The organism is Burkholderia sp. Ax-1720, from assembly GCF_011753035.1.
GTDB classification, from domain to species: domain Bacteria; phylum Pseudomonadota; class Gammaproteobacteria; order Burkholderiales; family Burkholderiaceae; genus Burkholderia; species Burkholderia gladioli.
Genome location: NZ_VWWK01000108.1, coordinates 1 through 24,864 on the forward strand (window position 1 = coordinate 1; position 24,864 = coordinate 24,864).

18 protein-coding genes and 1 pseudogene are annotated in these 24,864 nt (G+C 68.4%); 4 read left to right on the forward strand and 15 right to left on the reverse strand.

From position 1 onward, the window contains the following. The 13 genes and pseudogenes from F3J18_RS24950 to F3J18_RS25010 form a co-directional block, all read right to left on the reverse strand. Nucleotides 1-280: pseudogene (locus F3J18_RS24950) on the reverse strand (TolC family protein); the annotation flags it as partial. 113 nt (nucleotides 281-393) lie between these two features. Beyond that, nucleotides 394-2,034: a DHA2 family efflux MFS transporter permease subunit gene (locus F3J18_RS24955; RefSeq protein WP_205195564.1), complete on the reverse strand. Its 1,641-nt coding sequence runs from the start codon at nucleotides 2,032-2,034 to the stop codon at nucleotides 394-396. Further along, nucleotides 2,034-3,122, reverse strand: coding sequence for an HlyD family secretion protein (locus tag F3J18_RS24960; protein WP_205195565.1), 1,089 nt, complete (start codon nucleotides 3,120-3,122; stop codon nucleotides 2,034-2,036). Before F3J18_RS24960 ends, F3J18_RS24955 begins: the two co-directional genes overlap by 1 nt. Before the next feature lie 236 nt (nucleotides 3,123-3,358). After that, on the reverse strand, nucleotides 3,359-4,555 hold the full coding sequence (locus F3J18_RS24965) for a cytochrome P450 (protein WP_025100202.1): 1,197 nt from the start codon (nucleotides 4,553-4,555) through the stop codon (nucleotides 3,359-3,361). A 49-nt stretch (nucleotides 4,556-4,604) separates the two neighbouring features. Next, nucleotides 4,605-4,790: a rubredoxin gene (locus F3J18_RS24970; RefSeq protein WP_013697988.1), complete on the reverse strand. Its 186-nt coding sequence runs from the start codon at nucleotides 4,788-4,790 to the stop codon at nucleotides 4,605-4,607. Nucleotides 4,791-4,807: 17 nt separating this feature from the next. Then, complete coding sequence (locus F3J18_RS24975) at nucleotides 4,808-5,686, reverse strand: acyl-ACP desaturase (RefSeq protein ID WP_025100203.1); 879 nt, start codon at nucleotides 5,684-5,686, stop codon at nucleotides 4,808-4,810. Nucleotides 5,687-5,701: 15 nt separating this feature from the next. Next, complete coding sequence (locus tag F3J18_RS24980) at nucleotides 5,702-6,676, reverse strand: alpha/beta fold hydrolase (RefSeq protein ID WP_152554464.1); 975 nt, start codon at nucleotides 6,674-6,676, stop codon at nucleotides 5,702-5,704. A gap of 45 nt (nucleotides 6,677-6,721) precedes the next feature. Then, entirely contained in the window at nucleotides 6,722-7,822 is a 1,101-nt protein-coding gene (locus tag F3J18_RS24985) for a fatty acid desaturase (protein ID WP_025100205.1), read from the reverse strand. Between the two features lie 21 nt (nucleotides 7,823-7,843). Continuing rightward, nucleotides 7,844-8,167: an acyl carrier protein gene (locus F3J18_RS24990; protein ID WP_025100206.1), complete on the reverse strand. Its 324-nt coding sequence runs from the start codon at nucleotides 8,165-8,167 to the stop codon at nucleotides 7,844-7,846. 62 nt (nucleotides 8,168-8,229) lie between these two features. After that, on the reverse strand, nucleotides 8,230-9,204 hold the full coding sequence (locus F3J18_RS24995) for an acyl-CoA desaturase (RefSeq protein ID WP_166914760.1): 975 nt from the start codon (nucleotides 9,202-9,204) through the stop codon (nucleotides 8,230-8,232). 25 nt (nucleotides 9,205-9,229) lie between these two features. Beyond that, entirely contained in the window at nucleotides 9,230-10,159 is a 930-nt protein-coding gene (locus F3J18_RS25000) for an acyl-CoA desaturase (RefSeq protein ID WP_166914762.1), read from the reverse strand. A 16-nt stretch (nucleotides 10,160-10,175) separates the two neighbouring features. Then, entirely contained in the window at nucleotides 10,176-12,008 is a 1,833-nt protein-coding gene (locus F3J18_RS25005) for a fatty acyl-AMP ligase (RefSeq protein WP_166914764.1), read from the reverse strand. Nucleotides 12,009-13,034: 1,026 nt separating this feature from the next. Next, on the reverse strand, nucleotides 13,035-14,615 hold the full coding sequence (locus F3J18_RS25010; RefSeq protein WP_166914766.1) for a thioredoxin family protein: 1,581 nt from the start codon (nucleotides 14,613-14,615) through the stop codon (nucleotides 13,035-13,037). Between the two features lie 493 nt (nucleotides 14,616-15,108). Here F3J18_RS25010 and F3J18_RS25015 point away from each other — a divergent pair, with 493 nt between their 5' ends. After that, complete coding sequence (locus F3J18_RS25015; protein WP_166914768.1) at nucleotides 15,109-17,949, forward strand: TonB-dependent receptor; 2,841 nt, start codon at nucleotides 15,109-15,111, stop codon at nucleotides 17,947-17,949. Between the two features lie 82 nt (nucleotides 17,950-18,031). Here the strand turns inward: F3J18_RS25015 and F3J18_RS25020 are convergent, their stop codons facing one another. Continuing rightward, complete coding sequence (locus tag F3J18_RS25020; RefSeq protein WP_166914770.1) at nucleotides 18,032-19,204, reverse strand: beta-propeller fold lactonase family protein; 1,173 nt, start codon at nucleotides 19,202-19,204, stop codon at nucleotides 18,032-18,034. 599 nt (nucleotides 19,205-19,803) lie between these two features. On the opposite strand from F3J18_RS25020, the gene F3J18_RS25025 reads away from it, so the two are divergent. The 3 genes from F3J18_RS25025 (at nucleotide 19,804) to F3J18_RS25035 (ending at nucleotide 24,628) form a co-directional block, all read left to right on the forward strand. Next, complete coding sequence (locus F3J18_RS25025) at nucleotides 19,804-22,128, forward strand: YjbH domain-containing protein (RefSeq protein WP_166914772.1); 2,325 nt, start codon at nucleotides 19,804-19,806, stop codon at nucleotides 22,126-22,128. A gap of 84 nt (nucleotides 22,129-22,212) precedes the next feature. After that, entirely contained in the window at nucleotides 22,213-22,944 is a 732-nt protein-coding gene (locus F3J18_RS25030) for a carboxypeptidase regulatory-like domain-containing protein (RefSeq protein WP_166914773.1), read from the forward strand. Between the two features lie 625 nt (nucleotides 22,945-23,569). Continuing rightward, on the forward strand, nucleotides 23,570-24,628 hold the full coding sequence (locus F3J18_RS25035; protein ID WP_025098340.1) for a sugar transferase: 1,059 nt from the start codon (nucleotides 23,570-23,572) through the stop codon (nucleotides 24,626-24,628). Between the two features lie 18 nt (nucleotides 24,629-24,646). On the opposite strand, the gene F3J18_RS25040 is transcribed toward F3J18_RS25035, so the two are convergent. Further along, the coding region (locus F3J18_RS25040; RefSeq protein ID WP_166914775.1) for a hypothetical protein at nucleotides 24,647-24,864 on the reverse strand (218 nt) is incomplete at its 5' end.

The window sequence follows — 24,864 nt, forward strand, 5'->3', positions numbered from 1 at the left end:
CGGCCGCCGCGCGCGCTTGCGCCACGCGCGCCTCGGCGGCGGCCAGGTCGAGGTTCTGCGCCAGCGCGCGCTCGATCAGTTGCGTGAGCACCGGATCGTGGAAGCCGAGCCACCAGGCATCGAGCGCGACCGGTTCGGCCGCGGGCCGCGCCTGCAGCGTGCGCAGCGCATCCTGGCTGGCATAGTTCGGCGCGAGCGGCGAATCGGCCGGCCGCCGGTAGTCGGGGCCGACCGTGCAGCCGCCCAGCAGTGATGCGGCCAGCGCGGCGGCAACGGCCATTGCCGCCGGCCGCGCGAGGGCCAGGCGGCCCGGGCGGCCCGGGCGGCCCGGGCGGCCCGGGCGGCGCGGCCGCGCAAACGAATGATCAGGAGTTCGTGACATTGGGAGGCGCCTCAGTGAGCGTTCTTCGACGAATCGGGGGGCGGCGGCGGCACCACCTTGCGCATCAGCGGCACGATCAGGGTGGCGAACATGAAGCCGATCATGATGGTGGTGAGCGCGTCGCCATAGGCCATGGTCTGCGCCTCGCGAAACGCGATGTCGTGCAGCTCGCGCAGCGAGGCGGCCGCGCCGGCCTGGGCGGAGCCGAGCGCCGGGCCGAGCTGGGCCTCCAGCGTGCCGAGCATCTTGTTCATCGGCTGGTTGGCGGCCGTCAGGCGCGAGGCGATATCGGTGAAATGCAGGTTGGTGCGATTGTTCAGGATCGCGCCGACGATCGCGATGCCCACCGCGCCGCCCAGGTTGCGCATCATGTTGAACAGGCCGCTGGCGTACTTGAGCCGCTCGGGCGGCAGGCTGCCCAGGCCGAGCGTGACCGCCGGCGCGATCGCGAACACCTGCGGGAAGCCGCGGATCAGTTGCGGCCAGAGCAACTGCTGGTTGCCCCAGTCGTGGGTGATGAAGCGGAAGTCCCACATCGACAGGCCGAACATCGCCATGCCGAACATCATCAGCCAGCGCAGGTCGGTCTTGCGCGCGAACATCACGTAGACCGGCACGCCCACCAGCGCGGCGATGCCGGTCGGCATCATCGCCACGCCGGTCTGCCAGGCGTCGTAGCCGCGCACGTAGCCGAGGAACAGCGGCGTCAGGTAGATCGAGGAGAAGGCGCCCACGCCGGTCAGGAAGGACAGGATGCAGCCGATCGTGAAGTTGCGGTTGCCGAAGGCGCGCAGGTCGACGATCGGGTTGTCGATGCTCAGGCAGCGCGCCACGAACACGCTGCCCGCGCAGGCCGAGATCACCGCGCAGCGGCGGATGATGGGGTCGTCGAGCCAGTTCCAGCGCGCGCCTTCCTCGAGCACGTATTCGAGCGTGCCGAGGAATACCGCCATCAGCGCGATGCCGATGTAGTCGGCGCCCTTGAGCAGGGAGTGATCGGGCCGGTCGATGTCGGCCGCCAGCGACACGCCCAGCGCCACCAGCAGCCCCGGCACCAGGTTCACGTAGAACAGCCAGCGCCAGTTGGCGGTATCGGTGATGAAGCCGCCGACGATCGGCCCCAGCGCCGGCGCGAGCGACGCGATGGTGCCGATCACGGCGGCCGCGATCACGCGCCGCTTGCCGTCGAAGTAGTGGAACGAGGAGGTGAACACGGTGGGGATCATCGAGGCGCCCAGCACGCCCTGGATCGCGCGGAACACGATCATGCTCTCGATGTTCCAGGCGAAGCCGCACAGCAGGCTGGCGGCCGTGAAGCCGAGCGCCGAGCCGGCGAACAGGCGGCGCGTGGAGAACACGCGCGTGAGCCAGCCCGACATCGGGATCACGGTGATCTCGGCGATCAGGTAGGCGGTCTGCACCCAACCGATCTGGTCCTGCGCCGCGCTCAGGCCGCCGCCGATCTCCTGCAGCGAGGAGGCCACGATCTGGATGTCGAGCAGCGCGATGAACATGCCCACGCACATCACCGCGAACGGCCAGGCGGGCGGATGCGCGGCGGCCGGCGGCGGGCCGGAAGCAGCGCCGGCCCCGGCTGCGCCGGGCGTGCCCTCGGCCGGCGCGCCGGCGGGGCGCTTGGCGAGCTCGCTCATCAGGAGGCTCCGTGGGTGTCGACCGTCACGGTGGTGGACAGGCCCGGGCGCAGCACGCCCAGCACGCCGTCGGCTGCCTCGAAGCTGATCCGCACCGGCACGCGCTGCACGATGCGCGTGAAGTTGCCGGTGGCGTTCTGCGGCGGGATCACGCTGAACACCGCGCCGGTGGCCGGCGCCAGCAGGTGCACGCGACCCTCGAAGCAGCGCGAGGACTGCACGTCGGCGCAGATCCTGGCGCGCTGGCCGGCCTGCATGTGGCGCAGCTGGTCCTCCTTGTAGTTCGCGTCGACCCACAAACCCCTGGCGGCCACCACCGACATCAGCTGGGTGCCGGGCGTCACGTAGCTGCCCACGTGGATCGCGCGATTGCCCACGTAGCCGTCGATCGGCGCGCGCAGCTCGGTGTAGCCGACGTTGAGCTCGGCGGTGCGCTGGGCCGCGCCGGCCTGCAGGATCGCGGCATCGGCGCCGGCGATCTGGCTGTCGAGCACGCCCACCTGCTGGCGCGCCTCGCGCAGCTTCGCCGAGGCCGAATCGAGCTGCGCCTGGGCCTGCTTGAGCGCGGCGCTGGAGCGTTCCTCGCTCTGGCGCGTGCCCGCCGCGGTGCTGAGCAGGTTGCGGTAGCGCGCCGCGTCGGTCCGGGCGAAGGACAGCGCGGCCGATTTCTCCGCGACTTCGGCGCCGGCCTGGTCGATCAGGGTCTGCTGCAGCGTGCGGCGCGCCAGCAGTTGCGCGCGCGAGGCGCGCATGGCCGCCTCGTTGGCCTTGGCGGCGTCCAGCGCGGCGGCGAAATCGCCGGGCTGCAGGCGCAGCAGCGGCTGGCCGGCATGCACCCGCTGGTTGTCCTCCACCAGCAGCTCCGATACGTAGCCCGCCACGTGCGGCGAGATCACCGTGATGTTGCCGCCCACGTAGGCGTCGTCGGTGGTCTCGTAGAAGCGCCCGTGCAGCCACCAGTAGATCGCGTAGCCGGCGAGCAGCACCAGCAGCACGATCAGCACCGGCAGCACCAGCTTGCGCTTGCGTTTCGGTTTTCCGTCGGCGGCGCCCGGCAGTGCCGTCGCGCCCGTTTGGTTCTCGCTCAAGTTGAGGTTCTCCTTCGCCTGGCTTGCTTGGCCGTCCTCGCCGGGATCATGCGTTGCATGCGCAACGATCGCGGCGATTCATGCCGGTTTCAGATGGTCATCGTCATATGAAGAGGCCGAATTCCGGCATGCCCGAACGCCGGGCATGCCGGAGCCTGGCGCGGCGCGACGGCCCGCGCGGCCCTGCCTTGCGTGCAGCAATCACGGCGCCTCGCTCACGCGGCGCGCCGCGTGTCCTACCAGGTGCCGAGCAGCGAATCGACGCCGCGCAGCGCGTTGTTGCGGCGATAGGGCAGCGCGTCGAGATTGGTCAGGTGCAGGTTCGGCAGGCGCGTGTAGACCACCTCCAGCGCGGCCGCGATCTCCAGCAGCGCGAGCCGCGCGCCCAGGCAGTAGTGCAGGCCGCCGCCGAACGAGAGCGGGCGCACGTTCTCGCGGTCGATGTCGAGCCGGTCCGGGTTCTCGAACTTCTCCGGATCGCGGTTGCCGCCGCCGAGGAACACGCAGATCAGGTCGCCGCGCTGGATCGTCTGGCCCTCCAGTTCGACTTCCTCGAGCGCCACGCGCTGGGCGATCTGCACCGAGCTGTCGTAGCGCAGCGCCTCGGTCACCACCCGGGGCATGATCGAGAGGTCGGCCTTGACGCGCTCGCGCTGCTCCGGGTGGCGCTGCAGCGCGATCAGCGTATTGCCGATCATGTTCTCGGTGGTCTCGTGGCCGGCCACGAACAGGAAGCAGAGGTTGGCGACGATCTCGTCGTCGGTCAGGCGCTGGCCGTCTTCCTCGGCCAGGATCATCTGCGAGATCAGGTCGTCGCCCGGCTCCTTGCGGCGCTCGGCCAGCACCTTGGCGAAGTAGGTTTCGAGTTCGATCGCCGACTTGCGCGATTCCTCGAGCTGCTCGGCGTTGAGCGGCGTGACGTTGAGCGCGCCGGCCGCGCGATCGGCGGCGCGCTTGAACATCGCGCCGTCCGACAGCGGCACGCCGAGGATGGTGCACATGGTCTGCATCGGCAGCAGGAAGGCGAAGCCGGTCACCAGGTCGCCCTGCGGCTCCTTCACCAGCCGGTCGATCAACTGGTTCGAGATGGTGTAGGAGGCCTCGCGGAACTTCTCGACCTGGCGCGCGTTGAAGGACTTCATCAGCAGCGCGCGCAGGTTGGTGTGCTTGGGCGGGTTCAGGCCCGGCAGCATCGAGCGGAAGGTGCGGAACGGCGGCTGGTCGATCACGCCCTCGCCGTAGCGCGCCTTGACCGCCTCGACGATGCCCTTGCCGAAGCGGCGGTCGAGCAGCAGCTTCTCGCCGAAGCCGTAGTGCGAGGTGGCGTAGAGCTTGGGCGCGAGCTTGACCAGTTGGCCCTCGGCGCGCATCGCGTCGAACACGGGGTAGGGGTTCTTCAGGAAATCGGGTGTCGCCAGGTCGCTGTATTGCATGGTGGGGAGTCCTTGGTGTCTTGGGAAATGGCGCTCGGGCAGCCGCGCCTCAGATCGAGACCATCTCGAAGTCGAGCTTGGGCACGTCGCATTCGGGGCAGCGCCAGTCGTCGGGAATGTCCTCCCAGCGCGTGCCGGCGGCGATCCCGGCGTTCGGGTCGCCGCTTCGTTCGTCATAGAGGTAACCGCAGATCAGGCACATCCAGGTGCGGTATTCGACGGTGAGTTCGGACATCGTGGGCGTTCTCCGGATCAGTGCTGCAGGGCAGGCTCGGCGGCGGCCGCGCCCGCGCTCGCGCCTTCCAGGTTCTGGTGCAGCTGCTTGCGCAGCTTGTGGAGGTCCTTGACGTTGAGCAGCGGACGCTCCAGCAGGATCGACAGGTTGTGCAGGATCCGGTCGGCCACGCGGTTCTCCCAGTCGCGGTCGAAGCGGATCTGCGTGTCGAGCCAGCGGCCCAGCCATTCCGGATCGGGCAGGCGGCTCTGCACCGTGTCGTTGGGGAACAGCGTGCGATTCACGTGCAGGTTGGTCGGGTGGATCGCCTTGGCCGCGCGGTTGGCGCTGGCCATCAGCGTGCCGATCTTGGCGAAGGCCAGGCGCGCCTCGTCGCCGTGCCGGTCCAGCGCGCGGCGCATGTACTTCAGGTAGGCGGCCGCGTGGCGCGCCTCGTCGCGCGAGATCAGCTCGTAGATCTGCCGGATCACCGGCTCGGTGTGCCAGTGCGCGGCGCAGCGATACCAGTGGTTGAGGCGGATCTCGCCGCCGAAGTGCAGGGTCAACGTCTCCAGCGCCGGGGCCGGGTCGAACGGGAAGCGCACCGCGTGCAGCTCGTCCTCGGTGGGCGCGAGCTCGGGACGAAAGCGCCGCAGGTACTCGATCAGCACCAGCGAGTGCTTCTGCTCCTCGTAGAACCAGATCGACATGAAGGCCGAGAAATCGCTGTCGTCGACGTTGTCGCGCAGGAACATCTCGGTGGCCGGCAGCGCCGCCCATTCCGTGATCGCGTTCATCTTGATCGACAGCGCCTGCTCGTCGGACAGCAGCGAGGCGTCGAAGCGGTCCCAGTCGACGTCGTGCTGCATGTCCCAGCGCGCGCGTTCCAGGCTTCGGTACAGTTCGGGATAGAGCATGGTGGTCCCCTCGGCTCAGCCCGCCGCCGGCGCGAGCGACGGCGCGTTCGCCGCCGGCTCGCCGCCGATCGCGAGGAACTGGGTGGCGCGCTCGATCACGCGCGCGTCCGACAGGATCCGCACGTGGCCGACCTTCTCGACGCGCTCGAAGCGCACGTGCGGCAAGGCCGCGGCGATGTTCTCCGATTCGCAGATCGGCACGATCTTGTCGTTCGGGCCATGCATCACGAAGATCCGCGTGCGCAGGCCCCGGCCCAGCGCGCCGATGTCCCAGTGCTGGGGCGGCACGCCGTTGCGGCGATGCAGCTCGGCATACATCGCGTCCATCACGCTGGGCGCGAGGCGCAGGAAGTCGCCCGACCAGCGGTCGATCACCGCCGGCAGCGTGCAGGGCGGCGCCAGCATCACGATGCCGTCCACGCTGTCGGGCCCGAGCTCGGCCATCGCGCCGGTCGAGGCGATGCTGCCCAGCGAGTGCGAGACGATGCCGTGCACGCCGCCGAGCGATTCGATCGCGCCCTTCACGGCGTTCTTGAAGGCCGTCATGGTGGTGACCGTGCCGGGCGAGACGCCGTGCGCCGGCGCGTCGAAGGCGGCCACGCGAAACCCCGCCTTCTGCAGCTTGGGCACGAAGGAGAACATGGTGGCGCTGTCGGCGCCCCAGCCGTGCACCAGCAGCACGGTGCGCTCGCCCTTGCCCCACAGATGGCCGTGGGTGACGCCGTCCACGCCGCGGATCTCGAAGCGGCGCGCGCCGAGCGGCGACATGTCCTTGGGCGGCGTCTTGCGGAAGGTGCGCGTATAGCCGAACAGGTCGGTGGCGCGCCGCGCGGCGGCCGCCGGCGAGACCGCGCCGAGCGCGCCGACGTAGCCCTTGAGCACGCGCTTGCCGAACGACATCGCGGGGCTCGCCGCGCGTGCCGGCGTAGGCGCCGGCGCGGCGGCGGCCGCCGCGCCGTGCGGGAGGGATGACTCGGAAGTATTGGACATCGTCCTTCTCCTGCCAGAGTGGCCTGATGAAGCCGGGTAGTTGGCTCAGATCGCCGAATCGGCGCGCGGCGGGGTGGCCGCGGGCGGCGTGGCGACCGCCTCGAACGAGCGGTAGTAGCCATGCACCGGGTCATAGAGATGGCAGGCGCGGATCACCTTCCAGACCTCGCCGAGCGTGAACGGCTTCTGCCGGATCGAGCCGGGATAGGCGCGCTTGAGTGCCTCGCGTGCCTTGGGCAGGTTGTAGAAGGGGATCACCGGCACCACGTGGTGGGCGGCATGCACCGAGATGTTGTGGGTGAAGAAGTGCAGCCACTTCGGGTACTCGTAGTCGGTGGTCATCATCAGCCGGCTGCCGTTCAGGCTCCAGTGCTCGCGCGTCAGGAACGGCAGTTCGTCCGAGATGTGATGCATCATCGTGGTGGTGCTGAACCAGGCGTGGATGCCGAGCCAGGGGCCGAGGAAGTACAGCAGGAAACCCTGCCAGCCCGTGAACCAGACCAGGGTGGGCAGGTAGACGGCGGCGAACAGCACCGTGATCACCACCGAGCGACGCACGTCGTTGCGGGCCTCGCGCTTGGGGAACATGCTGGGCTTGAAGCCCGAGTGGCGCTGGTAGTTGACCGTGCCCAGCCAGAACAGCCAGCTGCGCGTGCTGCGGTACACGAACTTCTCCCAGGCGCCCATGCGGCGGTATTGCTCCGGCAGCACCGGGCGCCAGTCGGTATCCATCTCCAGGCTGTTGGTGTTGGCGTGATGCAGGTTGTGCATGTGGCGCCAGCCGTGGAACGGGTAGAGCAGCGGGAACAGCGCGATCTGGCCGAGCGCGAAGTTGAAGCGGCGGCTCTTCGAGAAGGAGTTGTGCCCGCAATCGTGGGCGATGCAGAACAGGCCCCAGCCGCCCAGGCCGGCCAGCAGCCAGAGCGGGATCCAGAGCGACCAGTGCGGCGCGTAGTGCACGCCGATCACGGCGCCCACGTAGAGCGCGGTGCTGGCGAAGAAGCCCAGCAGGCCGCGCGCCAGGCGCGGTTCGTAGAGTTCGCGCGGAATCGCGTCGGCCAGGCGCTCGCCGTCGAGCGACTTGATCGACTGCACGAAGTCCCGAAAGCCCGGGGTCTGCTGCTGCGGTAGTTGGATGGTTGCCATCGGTTCGCTCCTTGGTGGGCCTCAGGCCTTGATCTCGCCGGTGGCGAGTTCGGCGGCGAGATAGCTCGCCAGGTCGTCGATGTTCTGGTGTTCGAACAGCAGCGCCGGCGACAGGCGCTGCTCGAGCAGCTTCTCGAGATCGCCCGCGACCTGCAGCGCGACCAGCGAGTCGAGCCCGTAGGACTCGAAGGTGCGGGCCGGATCGATCTGCGCGACCGGCACGCTGAGTTGCCTGGCCAGCCGCTCGACCAGCCATTGATGGATGCCCGCCTCGGTGAGCGGGGTCGAGGAACGTTTTTCCTCGATGAAGCCGATCTTGCTGAACAGGCTCGACATGAACGCCATGATGCGTACTCCTCAGGGTTGAAGAAGGCAAGGCAAAACGAAACGATCGGGATGCGGCGCGCTCAGGCGCCGCCGGGCTCGCGCTTGCGCACGCGCTCGATTACCTCGCGGCTGGGCGAGCGCAGCTCCTCGACGATGCCGAGCCGGCCGAACAGCGCCAGCATCCAGCCCGACAGGTCCGGCTCCCACCAGTGCACGCCGTGCCGGTACCAGGCCGGGAAGGCGTGATGGTTGTTCTGCAGGCCCTCGCCGAAGGTCAGGAAGGCCACGATCCAGTTGTTGGTGCTGTGGTCGCGCGTGTCGAACGGGCGGCTGCCGTAGCGGTGGCAGATCGAGCCGACGCACCAGGCGAACTGGTTGGCGATGAACATGCGCGCGAAGCCGCCGAACATCAGGCCGCACAGCGCGCCCATCCAGCTCGCGGTGATCAGCCCGCCGGCCACGGCCGGGATCGCGAGGCCGAGCAGCACCCAGTAGAAGTAGGTGCGATTGAAGAACAGCAGGCTGCGGTCCTTCAGGATGTCCTGCGCGAAATAGCTCCAGCTCGACATCTCGGGCGACATCATCCAGGGCATGTGGGCGTGCCACAGCCCGCGCAGGCGCTCGGCGCGGCTCTCGCCCAGCAGGTTGGGCGAATGCGGGTCGCCCGGGCGGTCGCTGTAGGCGTGGTGGCGCCGGTGCGTGGTGACCCAGAACAGGATCGGGCCTTGCGCGGCCATCGAACCGCAGATCAGGATCAGCGCGCGGAACAGCGGCGAGGTCTTGAAGGCGCGATGGGCTAGGAAGCGGTGGTAGCCGATCGAGACGCCGGCCATGTGCAGCACGTACATCGCGGCGAACAGCCAAGCGTCGACGCGCGTGGCGTAGCCGGCCCAGGCCAGCCAGGCCGCCGCCACCGTGCCGGCCAGCGGAATCGTCATCACGCCGAAGGCGGTCATCGCCTTGATGCGGGCGCCGCGCGCGTCGAGCACGCTGACGCCGCGCACCGGCTGGTCGTCGGGGAGGGTGGGCGCGGGGGTGAGATCGAGCTGGGTCATGAAGGAATCTCCGGAAGGCGGGCGCTCAGGACTGGGTGGCGCGGCTGCGCTCGGGGGCCGGGCGGCGCACGTCCCACACCAGGCCGAACACCGCCAGCAGCTCGATCAGGCCGCCCGACAGGTCGAGCTGCCAGAAGCGCTGGCTGGTGCGTGCGAGAGCCGGGAAGGCGTGATGGTTGTTGTGCCAGCCGCCGCCCACCGCCGGCAGGGCCAGCCAGAACACGTTGCGGCTCTGGTCGCGGGTGCTGTTCGGGCGCGGGCCGAAGCTGTGCGCGAAGGAGTTGATCGCCCAGGTGGCCTGGTCGACCAGGAAGATGCGCAGCAGGCCGCCCCACAGGAAACCCGTCAGGGCCGCGTAGCCGGTGCCGCCGATCAGCCAGCCGGCCAGCGTCGGCAGCGCCAGGCCGAGCGCGATCCACAGGAAGTAGAGACGGTTCAGGCGCACCACCCAGCGGTCGCGCAGCAGGTCCGGGGTGAACTGGCTCCAGTTCTGCCGGCGCAGCGTGAACAGCCAGCCGACGTGCGCGTGCCAGATGCCGCGCAGGCGCCCGCCGAGATGCTCGCCGTGCAGGCGCGGCGAATGCGGGTCGCCTTCCTGGTCGGTGAAGGCGTGGTGCATGCGGTGCGTGGCGGCCCAGAACAGGATCGGCCCCTGCGCGGCCATCGAGCCGAAGATCGCGAACAGCGCCGTCACCACCGGGCCGGCCTTGAAGGCCTGGTGCGAGAAGAAGCGATGCAGCCCCGCCTCGACGCCGAGCGCGGTGACCAGGTACATCGCCGCGAGCAGGCCGATCTCGAGCCAGCCGATGCCGTGCACGATCGCCAGCGCCACGGCCGCGAGCGCGCCGACGGCCGGGATCCCGACCGTGAGCCAGGCCAGGCGCCGTTCGGTGGCGCCGGTGCGATCGGCGAGCGGCGCGGGCCGCGAGGGGGAGGTTTGGGTCTGGATGTCCATGATGTCCTTCGCGGGCTCAGGCGCGTGCGTGGGGATAGCTCGCCAGCGATTGCGTCAGCAGCGCGTGGCGGGTGGCGTAGCGCTGGATCTTGCCGCTCGTGGTCAGGGGGATCGCGCCCATCGGCGCGAAATGGATCAGGTGCGGCGCGGCGCCGAGCTGCTGCGTGACGCGCTCGACGATCGCCTCGCGTAGCGTCTGCAGCTCGCCCTCGGCCACCTTCTCGCCGCGCCGGAGTTCGGCCACCACGGCGATCCGCTCGCCCTGGCCGTCGTCGATCGAGAAGGCCGCCACGCCGTTCGGTCGGATCCGCGCGTCGAGCTCCTCCACCAGCAGTTCGATATCCTGAGGATAGAGATTGCGGCCCGCGTGGATGATCAGGTCCTTGATGCGGCCGGTGACGTACAGCTCGCCCGCGCGCAGGAAACCGAGGTCGCCGGTGCGCATATAGCGTTGTGCCGAGCCTTCCAGGCGCGCGTGGAAGGTCTCCTCGCTGCGCTCGGGCTGGTTCCAGTAGCCGATGCCGATGTTCGGGCCGCCCACCCAGATCTCGCCGATCGCGCCGTCGGGCAGCGCGCGGCCGTCCGGGCCGACGATCCGCACGTCGTGGCCCGGCGCCGGCGCGCCGCAGGAGGCCAGCGCCTGGGCGCGCGGATGATCGGCCGCGATCTCGCGCACCTCGCCGCGCGCCAGGCCGTCCTGGTCGAGCTCGACGAAGGCGGGCGCGGCGCCGTCCACCTTGCCCGACACGAACACGGTGGCCTCGGCCAGCCCGTAGCAGGGGCCGAAGGCCTCGGCACGGAAGCCGCAGCGCGCGAAGCGCTCGGCGAAACGCTCGAAGGTGCGACGCCGGACCGGCTCGGCGCCGCAGTAGATCGCCTCGACCGTGGACAGGTCGAGCAGCGGCAATACCTCGTCGCCGATCGCGTTGCAACAGAGGTCGAAGGCGAAGTTCGGCGCGATGGTGGTGGTGACGCGGTACTGCGAGAGCGCCGCCAGCCAGCGCAGCGGCTGCTGGACGAAGTGGCCGGGCGAGAGGATCACGGTCGGGAAACCCTCGTAGATCGGCTGCAGGATGCCGCCCATCAGGCCCATGTCGTGATAGGGCGGCAACCAGGTGCAACCGACGCGCTCGCGCGGGCCGCCCATCCAGCGGCTCGCGCCGTGGCAGTTGCTGAGCAGGTTGCCGTGGGTCAGCATCACGCCCTTCGGATCGGAGGTCGAGCCCGACGTGTACTGGAGCAGGGCGAGCGCCTCGCGATCGAGCACCGGCAAGGCCGGGCCGACATCGGCCGAGTTGTATGCATATGCATGAGTATCGGCGCGAAAAAGCGCATCGGCCTCGGTCCAGGCCTCCTCCGGGAAGCCGTCCGGCAGCAGCGCCAGCACGCGCTCGCGCAGCCGGGTGAAGCGCGAATCGGTCAGGATCAGCTCGGGCTGCGAGTCGCGCGCGATCGCGCCGAGCCGCCCCAGCGCCCGCGTGCCCACCGGCGGGAACGAGGGCACCGCCACCGCGCCGGCCATCCAGACGCCGAACAGCGCGGCGATGTAGTCGATGCCGGCCTCGAACAGCATCAGCACGCGCTTGCCGGCCACGCCGCGCGCGGCGAGGTGGCGCGCGATCGCGCCGGCCTGCAGTTGCAGCTCGGCATAGCTCACGGTGCGGGTCTCGCCTTCGCCGTCCACCAGGTGGATGAAGGCGGTCTGCCCGGGCAGCGTCGCGGCGCGCAGGCGCAGCACGTCGGCCAGCGTGTCGAGGGCGTGCTCGGCCAGCGTCGCGGCGGCGCGATGGCGCGAATGGCTCGCGTCGAGCGCATCGAGCGCCGGGCTTGCGACTTCGAGATGTGTCATGTCGGCATCCTTTCCACGTAAAGCGTTGCATCGACATGCGCCACGCCAAATGCCACGGCATCGCGCGTATCGGTCCGTTCCACTGAAAATCGAATTCCCGAATCCAACCGGAACAAAATACGCAGGCATTTTCCGATTTACGTAGGATTACGTAGACGGAAATACAAACTACGCTTGCGCTTAATAAAGTTATCCGGATTTTGAAATGGCTTCGCAAACCGGTTAAGCGCGTTTTTTCATTCCGCGGGCAAAACTCATCCGTTCCGGCCGACACGTGTGGGGACGGCGCGGCGATACGGGACGCTGGCGATCGGGGGATCGTCAGGTCCGGAGCACAGCGTGTTGTTTGACTTCGAGCTGCAACATCAGATGAGACACGTACTACGGGCCGCGCTCAAGCCGCTGGGCGCTATAACCGGTATCAGGCCGCATTCCTCGCATGGACGGGGAAACGGGGCACGCGCGAAGGAATGACGCCATCGCCTCGCATGCTCCGCTTCCCGCTCGGAACGGGTAGTGGAACGTACCGCTCAATCGTTACGGCCCTCGGCTGCTTTGTTTGCATGTATATGCATGAATGTTTATTCAAGAGAAAAACCTTGTCAAGCGCCTTTCAATGATCCGACGAATATTTCCGATATCAAAAAGAAAAGGGTTCGCCGGTGTCCAGAAAATATTTGGAAATAAGGGAGAAGCGGCTTGTCATTGCCGCGTATTAATTGTCCAGCCCGGTACATTCGGGAACCGGCTCGATAACTGGCTTGTTAATGGAACAGTTTTGACGGTGCCAGTTTGCGATGGAAGATTGGATGGGCGGCGCGATCGAATCGATCGGGATCGCGAAACACGCACGCGACATCGCGACAGGGAAAATATCGAGGCAGGGGAGGGAGGCGACGTATCGCGACGTATCGCGCCGTGTTCGCCCGGGCGGTGGGCAGGCGCGATCGTGTTTGATTCAGGACCTGCTCGCTCGCGGCGAGGCATCGCCGGGCGGCAGGTCCCGCATGGGGAAGATGGCCGGGCTCAGGCTTTCGCCGGCTGGATCAGGTCATGGCAGGTGGACGTTTGCGGATCGCCGGCCGGCAGCTTCCCGCACACGCCCTCGAACTGCTTCACCACCGACTTCACCGCGCCCTCGTGGCGGCCTTCCTTGTTCCATTGCACGAGCTGCGTCACCACCTTGCTCAGGGCGCGTCGATTCGCGCCGTAGAACGCATTGCGCGTCTGCCCGACCTGGTTCAGCACGCCGCTGGCGATGCCTTCGATGCGCGTGCTGTCCTCGGGTGCGAGCGTCACCGCGTTCGCCAGGTAGGTGGCGCCCCAGCGCAGCCGCGTGGCCGAGCCGCTGGTTGCTTCGTAGGCCTTGCGATACCACTCGAGCGCGGCCGCCTTGTCGCCGCGCGCCTTCGCGTTCGCCGCGAGGCCGGACATGAAGTAGTAGGGCGTCGACGAGCGCGGCAGCTCGGCCTCGAGCAGCGCATCCGAATCGTCGTAGAGACCGGCGTCCGTGAGCGTGTCCGCGCCTTCGCTGACCACGGCCGCATGCTCGTAGGGATTGGTGGCCGCCTGCGTGGTGGCGCTCACCTGCTTGCGCACCGTGTCGAGCAGGGGCGCCGGCAGCGGCGTGCCCTTCGGCGCGGCGAGCCGCGCCAGCGACACGCGCCCGTGCAGGGCGATGGTGCGATCGATCGCCGACAGCGAGGCATCGGTCGACAGGCGCGTGAGCGCCGCGTCGTAGGCCTGGCTCAGGCGCGCGCGTTCGGCCGCGTCCTTGGCGAGCCAGCGCACCAGGTCCGCCGGCGCGGCAACCAGCACGTCGGATTGCTCGCGGCTCAGGCGCGGATCGTTCAGCGTCGCCTGCAGCGCCGCCAGGCCCGCGGCCTTGTCGAGTTCGCCCTGCTGGGCCGGCTCGCCATCGGCGGCCGTGACGGCCGCCTTCAGCGCGAAGCGCAGCGCCTCCTTCGGCGCGTGATCGGCACGCGCATGTACGGCCAGTGTCTGCAAGGTCTGCGCGACACGTTCGCCCGGCACCGGCAGCCCGCCATCGGTATCCCAGGAGTAATCGGCCAGCATGCGCCACTCGTCCGGCTTGAGCGCGGCGCCGTCGCGCAGCGCGGCGGCCAGCGTCTGCTTGAAGGGATGGGTGGCGTTCATGCCGAGCGAGAGCGCCTGCATGTAGCGGTCCAGGTCGGCCTCGCCCGGCAGGCGCGTGACTTCGGTGCCGTCGGGACGGAACAGGATCATGGTCGGGTAGCCGCGCACCTTGAAGCGCTCGCCGAGCTTCTGCGCGTTTTCCGCGTCGCCGTCGAGATAAACCGGCACGAAGAAGGACGAGCGGTCCTTGAACACCTGCTGGCTGAACACGGTCGCCTTCACCTGGTTGCAGGACGGGCACCACACGGCGCCCCAGTACAGCAGCAGCGGCTTGTTGCTGCGCTTGGCCCGGGCGAACGCGGCATCGATGTCGCCCTGCTGCCAGGCGATGCCGGGCGGCAGGTGGACCGCCGGACTCGCCGGCTGGGTGGCGGCGAACGAGGAGGAAAAACAGGCGCTCGCGGCAGCGAGCAGCAGGCCCATCGAGGCCTTCTTCATCGAGGTTTTCATGAGGAGATCCGACTGGTTGCGGCGCGGCGAGTGCGGCCCGGCGTCGATATTGGTCTGAAGTATCGAGACACTGAAGCAGAATCGTCGCGCGCACAAGCCCGAAAAGCCGCTTTGCATTTCGTTTCGACGCGCATATCGATATTCCGCGTCGGCTTGCTGGATGGTTGCGTGTGCAATCGCCAGGATTGTTGAAGGCAGCGAAATTTCGCGCTCGGAAATACGCCCGAATTCCTCACATCAATATGCGGAAATATCGTTTGTGACGGGCCGGTCGCGTCGATAAAGTCTCCCCCGGTCCTTGCCGGCGTGCCGCCGGTATTCAGGATGTCTTAGAAAAATCTCGCGTGCCATTGCGCGATGGCTTTCGCCTGGCGTCTCGTGATCCGGACGCGCGGCGAAGACGCGAATCAGAGGGGGCGGGCGGGCCCGGTGTCGTCACGAGCGGCGCCGGGCCGGTCAGCCGAGGGTCGTTCGGCCGATAGACGAGATCAACATGAACTCGCATGACAAGATATCCCGCGTGACCGGGTGGGGCGCGGCTGCGCTCTGCCTGTCGATCTCGCTTGCCAGCGCCGTGCCGGCGCTGGCCCAGCAAACCGTGGCCGCGTCCGCGCCGGCCGTCGCCGATGCGCCGCCCGCGGCCAGCGCCGCTGCCGCCGCCGTCGCAACGCCAGCCGGCACGGCGGCATCGCCATCCACGGCCGCCGCGCCGAAATCCACCTCGCTGAAGACCTTCGTGGTGACCGGCTCGCGCATCCCGCGCACGGAGAAGGAGGGCGCCACGCCGGTCACCGTCATCACCGGCAAGGATCTCGAAGCCAAGGGTTATCGCAACGTCTACGACGCGCTGCAATCGCAGACGCAGAACACCGGCTTCTCGCAAGGCGCCGACTACGGCAACACCTTCACGCCGGCCGCCAATGCCATCAACCTGCGCGGGCTCGGCGCCAATCACACGCTGGTGCTGGTCGATGGCCGCCGCGTGGCCGATTACCCGATCGCCTACGACGGCAACGTCAACTTCGTGAACCTCGCCAACATCCCCTCGGAGATGATCGACCGCATCGAGATCCTGAACGGCGCGGCCTCGGCCGTCTATGGCTCGGATGCGATCGCGGGCGTGGTCAACATCATCATGAAGAAGCACATCGACGGCATCGAGGTGAACCTGAAGGGCGGGCGCACCTGGGACGGCGGCGGCGGCAACGGCCGCCTGCAGGTATCGGGCGGCAAGGAATTCGGCGCGCTGAGCACGGTGTTCGGCCTGGAGATCAGCAAGACCAATCCGATCTGGTCAGGCCAGCGCGATTTCATGTCCTCGGCCTCGCTCGAAGGCGAGACGCCCACCACCATCTGGTCGCGCCAGAACCTCGACACGGGCGCCTACCTCGGCGGTGCCGGCGCCTGTGGCGCGCTGGGCGGCATCGGCGCGTTCGGCGGCGTCTCGACCGTCAATGCCGCCAAGGGCGCGTATTGCGGCAGCGGCGGCGCCAAGCCCGCGTTCTGGACCACCCAGACCAACAATGTCAGCGAGAACCTCTACGGGGGCGTCGAGTACCGGCTCAGCGAGCTGGTCACGCTGTTCGGCTCGGTATCGACCGCCTGGAACCAGACCGAGAACAACACGCGCGGCCCGAGCTGGACCTCGGCGCTGGGCGGCACCGGCTACTTCTTCAACGATCTCACCCAGGCCAACGAAACCTGGACGCGGCGTTTCTCGCCGCAGGAGATCGGCGGCGCCTCGGTCTGGAACAAGCGCTGGGACGATTTCGCCGCCAACGTGATCACCGGCCTGCGCGGCAAGCTGCCCGACAGCAGCTGGAACTACGAGCTGACCTACAGCGCCTCGGGCTACCAGAGCCGCGCGACGGTGCCGCGCCTGCGTGCCGGCATCGACAGCTACTTTCTCGGCCCGCAACTGGGCACCGCGGCCGACGGCGCGCCGATCTACGCGCCCGACCCGACGCGCTTCTCGACGCCGCTCACGCCCGCGCAATTCGGCTCGCTCTATGGCGAATCCGCAAGCCAGAACAACACCTGGACGCAGACCTTCAGCCTGGCCGCCAACGGCGACCTGTTCCGCCTGCCGGCCGGGCCGGTGCGTGCCGCCGGCGTGATCGAATACGGCACGCAGGGCTTCAGCAATTCGGTGGACCCGGCGCTGGCCCAGGGCAGCTACTACAACTCGGCCGGCATCTACGGCGCGAGCGGCAACCGCAAGCGCTACGCGGCCGCGCTCGAGCTGCGCGTGCCGATCTTCCGCCAGTTGAACGCCGATGTCGCGACGCGCTACGACGACTATTCCTTCGCCGGCACGCGCAACCACAAGTTCACCTACAACCTCGGCCTCGAATACCGGCCGCTGCGCGAGCTGCTGCTGCGCGGCAACTACGGCACCAGCTTTCGCGCGCCGGACATGAATTACATTTTCCAGAGCCCGACCAAGGGCTACTTCGAGTCGACCACCGACTATTTCCGCTGCAACCAGTCCGGCCAGTCGCTGGCCAACTGCGAATACGCGAACGTGGCGCCGGGCTCGAACTTCGTGCAGACCGGCAATGCGCAACTGAAGCCGGAGAACGGCAAGTCCTGGGGCGCGGGCTTCGTGCTCGCGCCCACGCCCGATATCGACCTGTCGGCCGACTACTACAACATCCGCATCGACAACCTGGTCACCAACATCGATCCCGACAACCTGCTGCGCACCGAGGCGGCCTGCCGCGAAGGGCGCCTGAGCGCGGCCTCGCCCGATTGCGTGGATGCGCTGGCGCGCGTGGTTCGCAACCCGCTCACGGCCGTGCTCGATCCCGGCGCGATCAACACCATCCTGATCAACCCGATCAACGCGGCGATGGAGAAGACCACCGGCTTCGACCTGAGCGGCAAGTGGCGCTTCCGCCTGCACGGCATCGGCAACTTCCTGCTGGCGGCGAACTACACCAAGGTGCTGAGCCTGCGCTACCAGCAGTACGCCAACAGCCCCGTGCAGGACCTGCTGCATTCGCTGAACAACCCGACCGGCAACCCGGAATGGCCCGACAAGCTGATGCTGAGCCTGACCTGGTCGATCCCGAAGTGGACCTCGACGGTGCAGGTAGAGCGCTACGGCAAGGTGCCCAACGCCGCGCAGACCGCCTACCTCACGCCCACCACGCTGGCCAACCTGAGCCTGTCCTACCAGTTCACGCGCGATACCTCGCTGACCTTCGTGATGAACAACGTGTTCAACACCATCAAGCACGACGATTCGGCCGGCTGGCCGTATTACACGGTCGGCTACTACCTGCCTTACGGGCGCACGCTGTGGCTGGAGTTCAGCCATCGCTTCAGTTGAGCGGGCGGCGGGACGGCAGCAAGCCGGCGAGCGCAATCCCGGTGCCGGAGCAGCCATGCGATGCTTCGGCACCGGGTGGCGCTCATCGCGCCGTCGCGCAGGCGCGGTTGCCGGGCACCACGGCCAGGCCGCTCGACCAGTTGGCACCGGCCGGCAGCAGCACGCGCGCGCTGATGCGGTTCTCGGCCGGATCCAGGGAGAGCAGGCCGGTCTGCCCCGCGGAGGTATAGCTGGGATTGAACAGGATGCGGTAGCCGTCCTGCGCGACGCCGCTGTTGGTGAAGGAGAACACGTCGTCGGGCGCGGCCAGCGACCGGGTCACGGCCAGCGTCGCCACGTCGACCACGAACAGGCCGTTCTGGTGGGAGGGAAAGTCGGCCTGGCCGTTGGCCACGTACAACTGCTGGCCATCGGGCGAGATCGACAGGCTCGCGGGCCTCGGTCCGGCGCCGGGCAGGTCGATCAGCTTGACGATGGCGCGCGAGGCCGTATCGATCACGGCCAGCCTGCCGGGCTCGGTGCCGTTGAAGCCCTGCGCGAGGAACAGCTTGCTGCCGTCCGGCGTGACCGCCAGGCTCGCCGGATAGCCGTTGTTGACGCTCGAGGTGTCGATGGTCGCGAGCAGCGTGTCGGTTTGCGCGTCGATCACGGCGATCGAGCGGTAATTGACGTTGGCGGCGTAGATGCGCGAGCCATCCGGCGATGCCGTGATGGCGGCGCCCGGTCCGCTGCCGTCGCCGAGCGTGGCGATCACGATCTGCTTGAGCGGCTGCAGCGTGCCGGCATCGAGCACGTTGACCACCGCATCGCTCTTGTAGATGCCGCCGGTGCCGGTCACGGGCGGCTGGTGCGTCTGGTTGCCGTTGGTATAGAGCTTGCCGGAGCCGACCGGCAAGGCGAAACCGGCCGTGGTGCTGTTGGCGCGGACCGCCGTGGCCACCACCCGGTTGCTGGCGGTGTCGATCGCGAACAGCGTGGCGGTGGTGGTCGGCCCCGATGCATAGGCGATGCCGTAGACGCGCTGCCCGGAAGGCGAGGCCTGCAGGCTGTATGCGCCGGCCGCGCCGGCCAGCGGGATGGAGGCGATTGGCTTCAGGTTGACGGCGTTGAGCACCGTCACGCTGCCCTGGTTGCCGGCCAGGTAGACGGCGCCGCCGGGCGGCACCTGCGCGGCGCCGATGCCTGCCCACAGAGCCAGCGTTCCCGCGACGAGGCACCGGCGTGCCGGTCCAGCGCTCGAAAATAAGCTTGTCATGTTGGATTCCCCGAAATCGAAACGACGTGAAGCGAAGCAGCCGCCTGGACGTGGTGAGGATGGCGGCTATTCAGCTTAGCGTAAGCCTGTTGAGAAACGTGGCCGGATATTTGGTTGCGCGCGCACGTAACGCGTGTTCCGCGCGTCACGTAACCGGAACGTCGCCCGGCGGCGGCTTGCATGGGGTCAGGCAATCTTCTGCGCGTTATTGCGACTTCGGCAACCGGGAATTCCAGCGTTGACGAAAACGGAGCAATCGCCGAAATCGGGAACACTTCTTGCTGCATTGCAGCGTCGCCCGCGCGGCCTGGAGTGAAGCGCGCGGCGACGGTCTGGCAGCAGGACTGCAGACGCATCCGACGCGGGGTGGCCGGTGCGATGCAGCGCGATTGTCGTCCATGCCCGAGGTCCGGGCATGTCTCACCGAACACCGTACCGATTGCCGAGCTCCGTTGCGCGGAGGCCGGTGGTCGCCTGCGGTTGGTCGCAGCCGATCCGGCCTGTCTCGGGCGTGCCACCCCGAGGCGGCCGGCGCGGTTCGACGCGGCGAGCGGGGGGACGACGTCGCCACGATCACACGTCAACGACAAGCGACAACAATGACCTACAAGAACCGTAAGACGAAGGCCAGGCATGGCCTGCGGATCGTCGCGCTGGGCGCGATCCAGGCGTTCGCGGGCAGCGCGGCGTCGGCCGCGCCGCCGGCACTCTCGGCGCTCGGTCCCAGCGGCGGCCTGGTGATCCCCTATGGTTTCACCTTGCCGCAAGGGACTTTCGAAGGGCAGTACAACGACTACATCGATCCGCGCTTCGGCGGCACCGCCACCAAGGCCGACGTGGCCTGGGCGGGGATCGGCATCCTGCCGTATGTCGAGGCCACGGGCGGGCTGGTGAACTACACCGGCAACGTGCGGCCGGTGTTTCCCGGCGCCGAGTCGATCGTGGTGCGCCACCTGATGGCGAACCTGAAGGTGGCGGTGCCGAAGTGGTTCCGCTACCAGCCCGATATCGCCGTCGGCATCGACGACATCGGCGGCCAGACGCATTTCTTCCGCTCGACCTATGGCGTGGTCTCGCAGGTGCTCGGGCCGGCCACGCTGACGCTCGGCTACGGCAACGGCGACCGGCTCGACGGCGTGTTCGGCGGCGCGGAACTGGACGTGTTCCATACCGGCCTGTCGCTGCTGGTCGAGCACGATTCGAAGACGCCCTATGCGGGCATCCGCTATCAGTCGCCGTCGATCCGCTGGCTGGCCGATGCGAGCGTGGTGGCCACCTTGATGCGTTCGCTGAAGAGCACCAACGGCGTGGCCGAGCGCACCGCGTTCTCGGTCGGCATCCAGATTCCGCTCGGCCGGCGTTTCGATGCCTCGCGCTGCGAGAGCGGCCTTTGCGAGGCGAGGCATGCGCAGGATGCGGCCGGGCCGGCGGCTGCCGCGCAGGCCACGGCAGAGCTTGGCAAGGGCGAAGTGGGCGAGCTTGCCGTCGCATCAGGTCCTCGCCGTGATTCGGACCGGGTGAGCGCAAGCGTGGCGACGGCGTCGTCGATGTCGCCGGCCGTTGCCTGGTCGGCGCTGGCCGCGTCGGGCCGGGCGGCCGCGCCGCTCGCCATGCAGCGCATCGCCCTGGTCCCGGCCGCCGAGGCCGGCCCCACCTCGCTCGACGCGATCGTCGACGCGCTCTCGGCGGCCGGCCTCGAACGCGGCCGCGCGGGCATCGTCGGCCGCGACCTGGTGGTCGAATACGAGAACCATCGCTACAACCAGAACGAGGCCGACGCGCTCGGCATCGCGCTGGGCGTCGCCGCACGGCACGCGGGCAGCGAGATCGACACGATCCGCGTGGTGATCCGCAAGGCCGACCAGGCGATCGCGGAAGTCAGCGTCGATCGCGGCGCCTACGCGGCCTTCCTGGCCGGCGGCTCGCCCACCGCGGCCGACGCCTCGCTGACCATGCGCATGCGCCCGACCTATGCGGCCTCCGCAGTCGACTGGTCCACGAAGACCGGCCGCCACAGCCTGGTGCGCTTCGAGATCGCGCCGGTCACCCGCTATCTGTACGGCACCGACTACGGCAACTTCGACTATTCGGTGGGCGCCGAACTGCGCGCCTTCGTGCCGCTCTGGCGCGGCGCCGAGTTCTACGCGAGCGCGATCGCGCCGATCGCCAACAGCCGCAACATGGACGACGGCCGCTTCTACAGCGCCTACCGCTTGCGCGGCGGTATCGCCGACGCGGCGCTGGCGCAGAGCTTCTGGATCGCGCCGCGCGTGTTCAACGTCACCTCGGTCGGCAAGTTCGACCTGCAGTATCTCGGCGTCGAGAACGAGACCACCGCCTTCGTGCCGGGCCGGCCCGACGTGGTTCGCCTGAAGCTGGCCTACCTGCGCCGCGAACCGGGCAAGGACGCGCTACCCGACGAGAAGAGCGCGCTGCTCAGCTACCGCTGGGTGCAGCCTTCGTGGAAGCTCTGGATCGAGGCCGGCGTGGCGCGCTACGTGGGCGGCGACAAGGGCCCGCTGCTGGTGGCCACGCGCTGGTTCGACGACGTCGCCTTCAGCTTCCAGGCGCAGCACAGCGGCCGCGGCTCCTTCGTCGGCGCCTCGGCCAGCTTCCCGCTCACGCCGCGCCAGGGCATGAAGCCGGGCCTGGTCGAGATCGGCGGCACGGCGCAGTTCCCGCTCAATTTCCGCACGCGCGTGGGCTCGACCAACTACCTGTCGGCCGACGGCGGGGAGAACCTCGACTTCGCCTACGACGCGCAGCAGTTGCTGCTCAACCAGGGCCGCTTCAGCGCGGCCTACTTCGCCACCCAGCTCTACCGGATGCGCGACGCCTACCAGCGCTACGCGGCGCCCGAGCCGTCGAATCCGCGGCCGGCCTCGCCGACGGCCGCGCTCGATGCCGCCACGCCGCAGCCATGAATTCACGTGCCGCCGGCCGCGCAGGTTTCCGGATGCGCGCGGCCGGCGGCGTCTGGACGATTCACGAGATCACGGAGAACCACGATGAAGACGAATCACACGAAGCTGCGCGCCGCGCGGTGGATCGGCCTGGGTATCGTCGCGGCAGCCACGGTGGCGGCCTGCGGCGGCGGCGGGGATAGCGGCGGAGGCGGCCCGGTCGGGCCGCAGACCGTCGCCTCGGGCAAGATCAGCGGCACGGCCGCGGTGGGCGCGGCGATGGCGAATGCCTCGATCACCATCGCCTGCGCACAGGGCAACGGAGCCGGCACGGCCACCGCGAGCGGCGCCTATACGCTGAGCTTCGCGTTCAGCGGGCCGTGCTCGATCACCGGCAGCACCGGCTCGGCCACGCTGCACTCGCTGGCGAACGGCAGCGGCACCTTCAACGTCACGCCGCTCACCGAGCTGATGCTGGTCTACCTGGCGGCCGAGCTCGGCACCGATCTCAACGGGCTGCTCGCCGGCCTCGGCTCGAACACGGCCTACCAGGCCGCGGCGAGCAACAACGCGGATCTCGCCGCAGCGCAAGGCGGCGTGGCGGCGGTGCTGAAGAAGCTCTACGGCATCACGCTGTCCACCTCGGCCTTCCTGAGCACCGCGTTCACGCCGGGCCAGCCCGGCGCCGACGCGGACCTCGACGCGCTGCAGGCCGCCGGCGCCTTCACCAGCAACGGCACGCCCTCGGCCACGCTGCTCTCGGCGGTGGCGGCGGCCGGCACCACGGCGAACAGCCCGACCGGCGGCACCGGCGGCAGCACCAGCGGCACGCCCTGATCGAGCGCTCGCGCGACTGACGGCGCGAGTGCTCGCCGGCATCGACGGCCGGGCACGCGCCGTCTCAAGTTGTCATTTCACGCAATCGTTTGCGTTAAATATATTAAGTTATCCGATCCAGTCGTCATTCATCTGCCTACCTCTCTCATCGTTACGTAACGAGTCTTTTTGCACCGCGTAACGTAACGACGCGTTTCAGCATTGATACAAACGGTATCGTCGAGAACGAGCTTTTCGTTAATCCAATAAAGCATTGATAAAAATGGATTTTCAAAAGATTCGGCGTCAATTTTTCGAAATTCGATTCAATGGCATGTTTCATGCTTGATACACGCCGCGCCGATCGCTGCAGCGCACAACTGTCGTGACATGCAAGCTTGTGCGATGCCGGCGCGGGCGGCCGTGCCAGCCGCCTCGCCGTGCGCAGGCGTGATGCGGAAGCCCCGCATCGCGCCTCAAATGGTAGGAGAACGAAAGATTGTCTCGAATTGTCGAGCCGGCTTGCCGGCGGCATGCGCACGTGCCTCGACAGCGTCGACAGAAAGCATCGAGGCATCGCGGCGGCACACAAGAAAACAATTCTGAAAGACCGAGAAACGCAAGACTTTTTGAACGGGGTGGGGTGATGAGAGGCCTGATCTGGCGCCTGGTCGACGGTACGTTGATCATTGTCGGCGCGCTATGTGCATTGCATTTCGAACTGATGCCGCCTTCGGCATCGGCCGCCTCCGGCTTCGACGGCCTGCTGGTGGCCTTCGCCGTCGCGCTCGCGCTGTCGGTGTTCCCGGCCTGCGATACCTACGGGCTGTCCGGCGTGCGCTCGGTATTCAACCTGATCAGCCGCACCATCATCGCCTGGTTGTTCGTGCAGGCTTGCGGCTTCCTGCTGCTGTTCGTGCTGCATCGCCTGCACCTGGTCTCGCGCGTGTGGTTCCTCTACTGGACCATCACCAGCGGGCTCGGCATGCTGATCGCGCGCACGCTGGCGCTGACCGTGCTGAAGACGCTCTGGCGCTTCGGCGCACGCGCTCACGAGCTGGCGGCGCGCGCCGACATGCGCCTGGCCACGCACCTGGCGCGCCGCACCTTCAAGCGCGGATTCGACACCGCGCTGGTGATCCCGATGCTGGTGGCGCTCTCGCCGCTGTTCCTGATCCTCGCGCTGCTGGTGCGCCGCGACGGCGGCCCGGCGATCTACGGCCACCTGCGCGTCGGCCGCGACGGTCGCGCCTTCCGCTGCCTCAAGTTCCGCACCATGGTGACCAACAGCGATGCCGTGCTGCGCGAGCTGCTGGCGCGCGATCCACAGGCTCGCGCCGAATGGGAACGCGATTTCAAGCTCAGGCACGACGTGCGCGTCACCCGCGTCGGGCACTTCCTGCGCAGCACCAGCCTCGACGAACTGCCCCAGCTCTGGAACGTGCTGCGAGGCGAGATGAGCCTGGTCGGCCCGCGCCCGATCGTCGAGAAGGAGCTCGAGCGCTACGGCCTGGAGGTGCGCTACTACCTGATGGCCAAGCCCGGCATCACCGGGCTGTGGCAGGTGAGCGGGCGCAGCGATGTCGATTACGCGCGGCGTGTCTCGCTCGACGTGTCCTACGTGAAGCAGTGGTCGCCGATGCTCGACTTCGGAATCCTGCTGCGCACGGTGGGCGTGGTGATGCGGCGCGAGGGCGCCTACTGAACGGCGCGGGCTGCGATCTCAGCGCGCCGGCGCGCTGTTGTCGTAGACCGACGAGGCGCTCCAGCCGTCGTAGCGATAGGGGTTGGCCGCATCGTCGCTCGCGGCGGCGGCCGGCTTGGCGCGATAACGCGCCAGCTTCTGCCGGCTCGAATGCGTGGCGGCGTTGCCGGGCGTGAGGCCGGCGCGGCCCGGTGCGCGATAGGCGCGCGGCAGCGAGGCGCCGAGCGGCGCGGCGG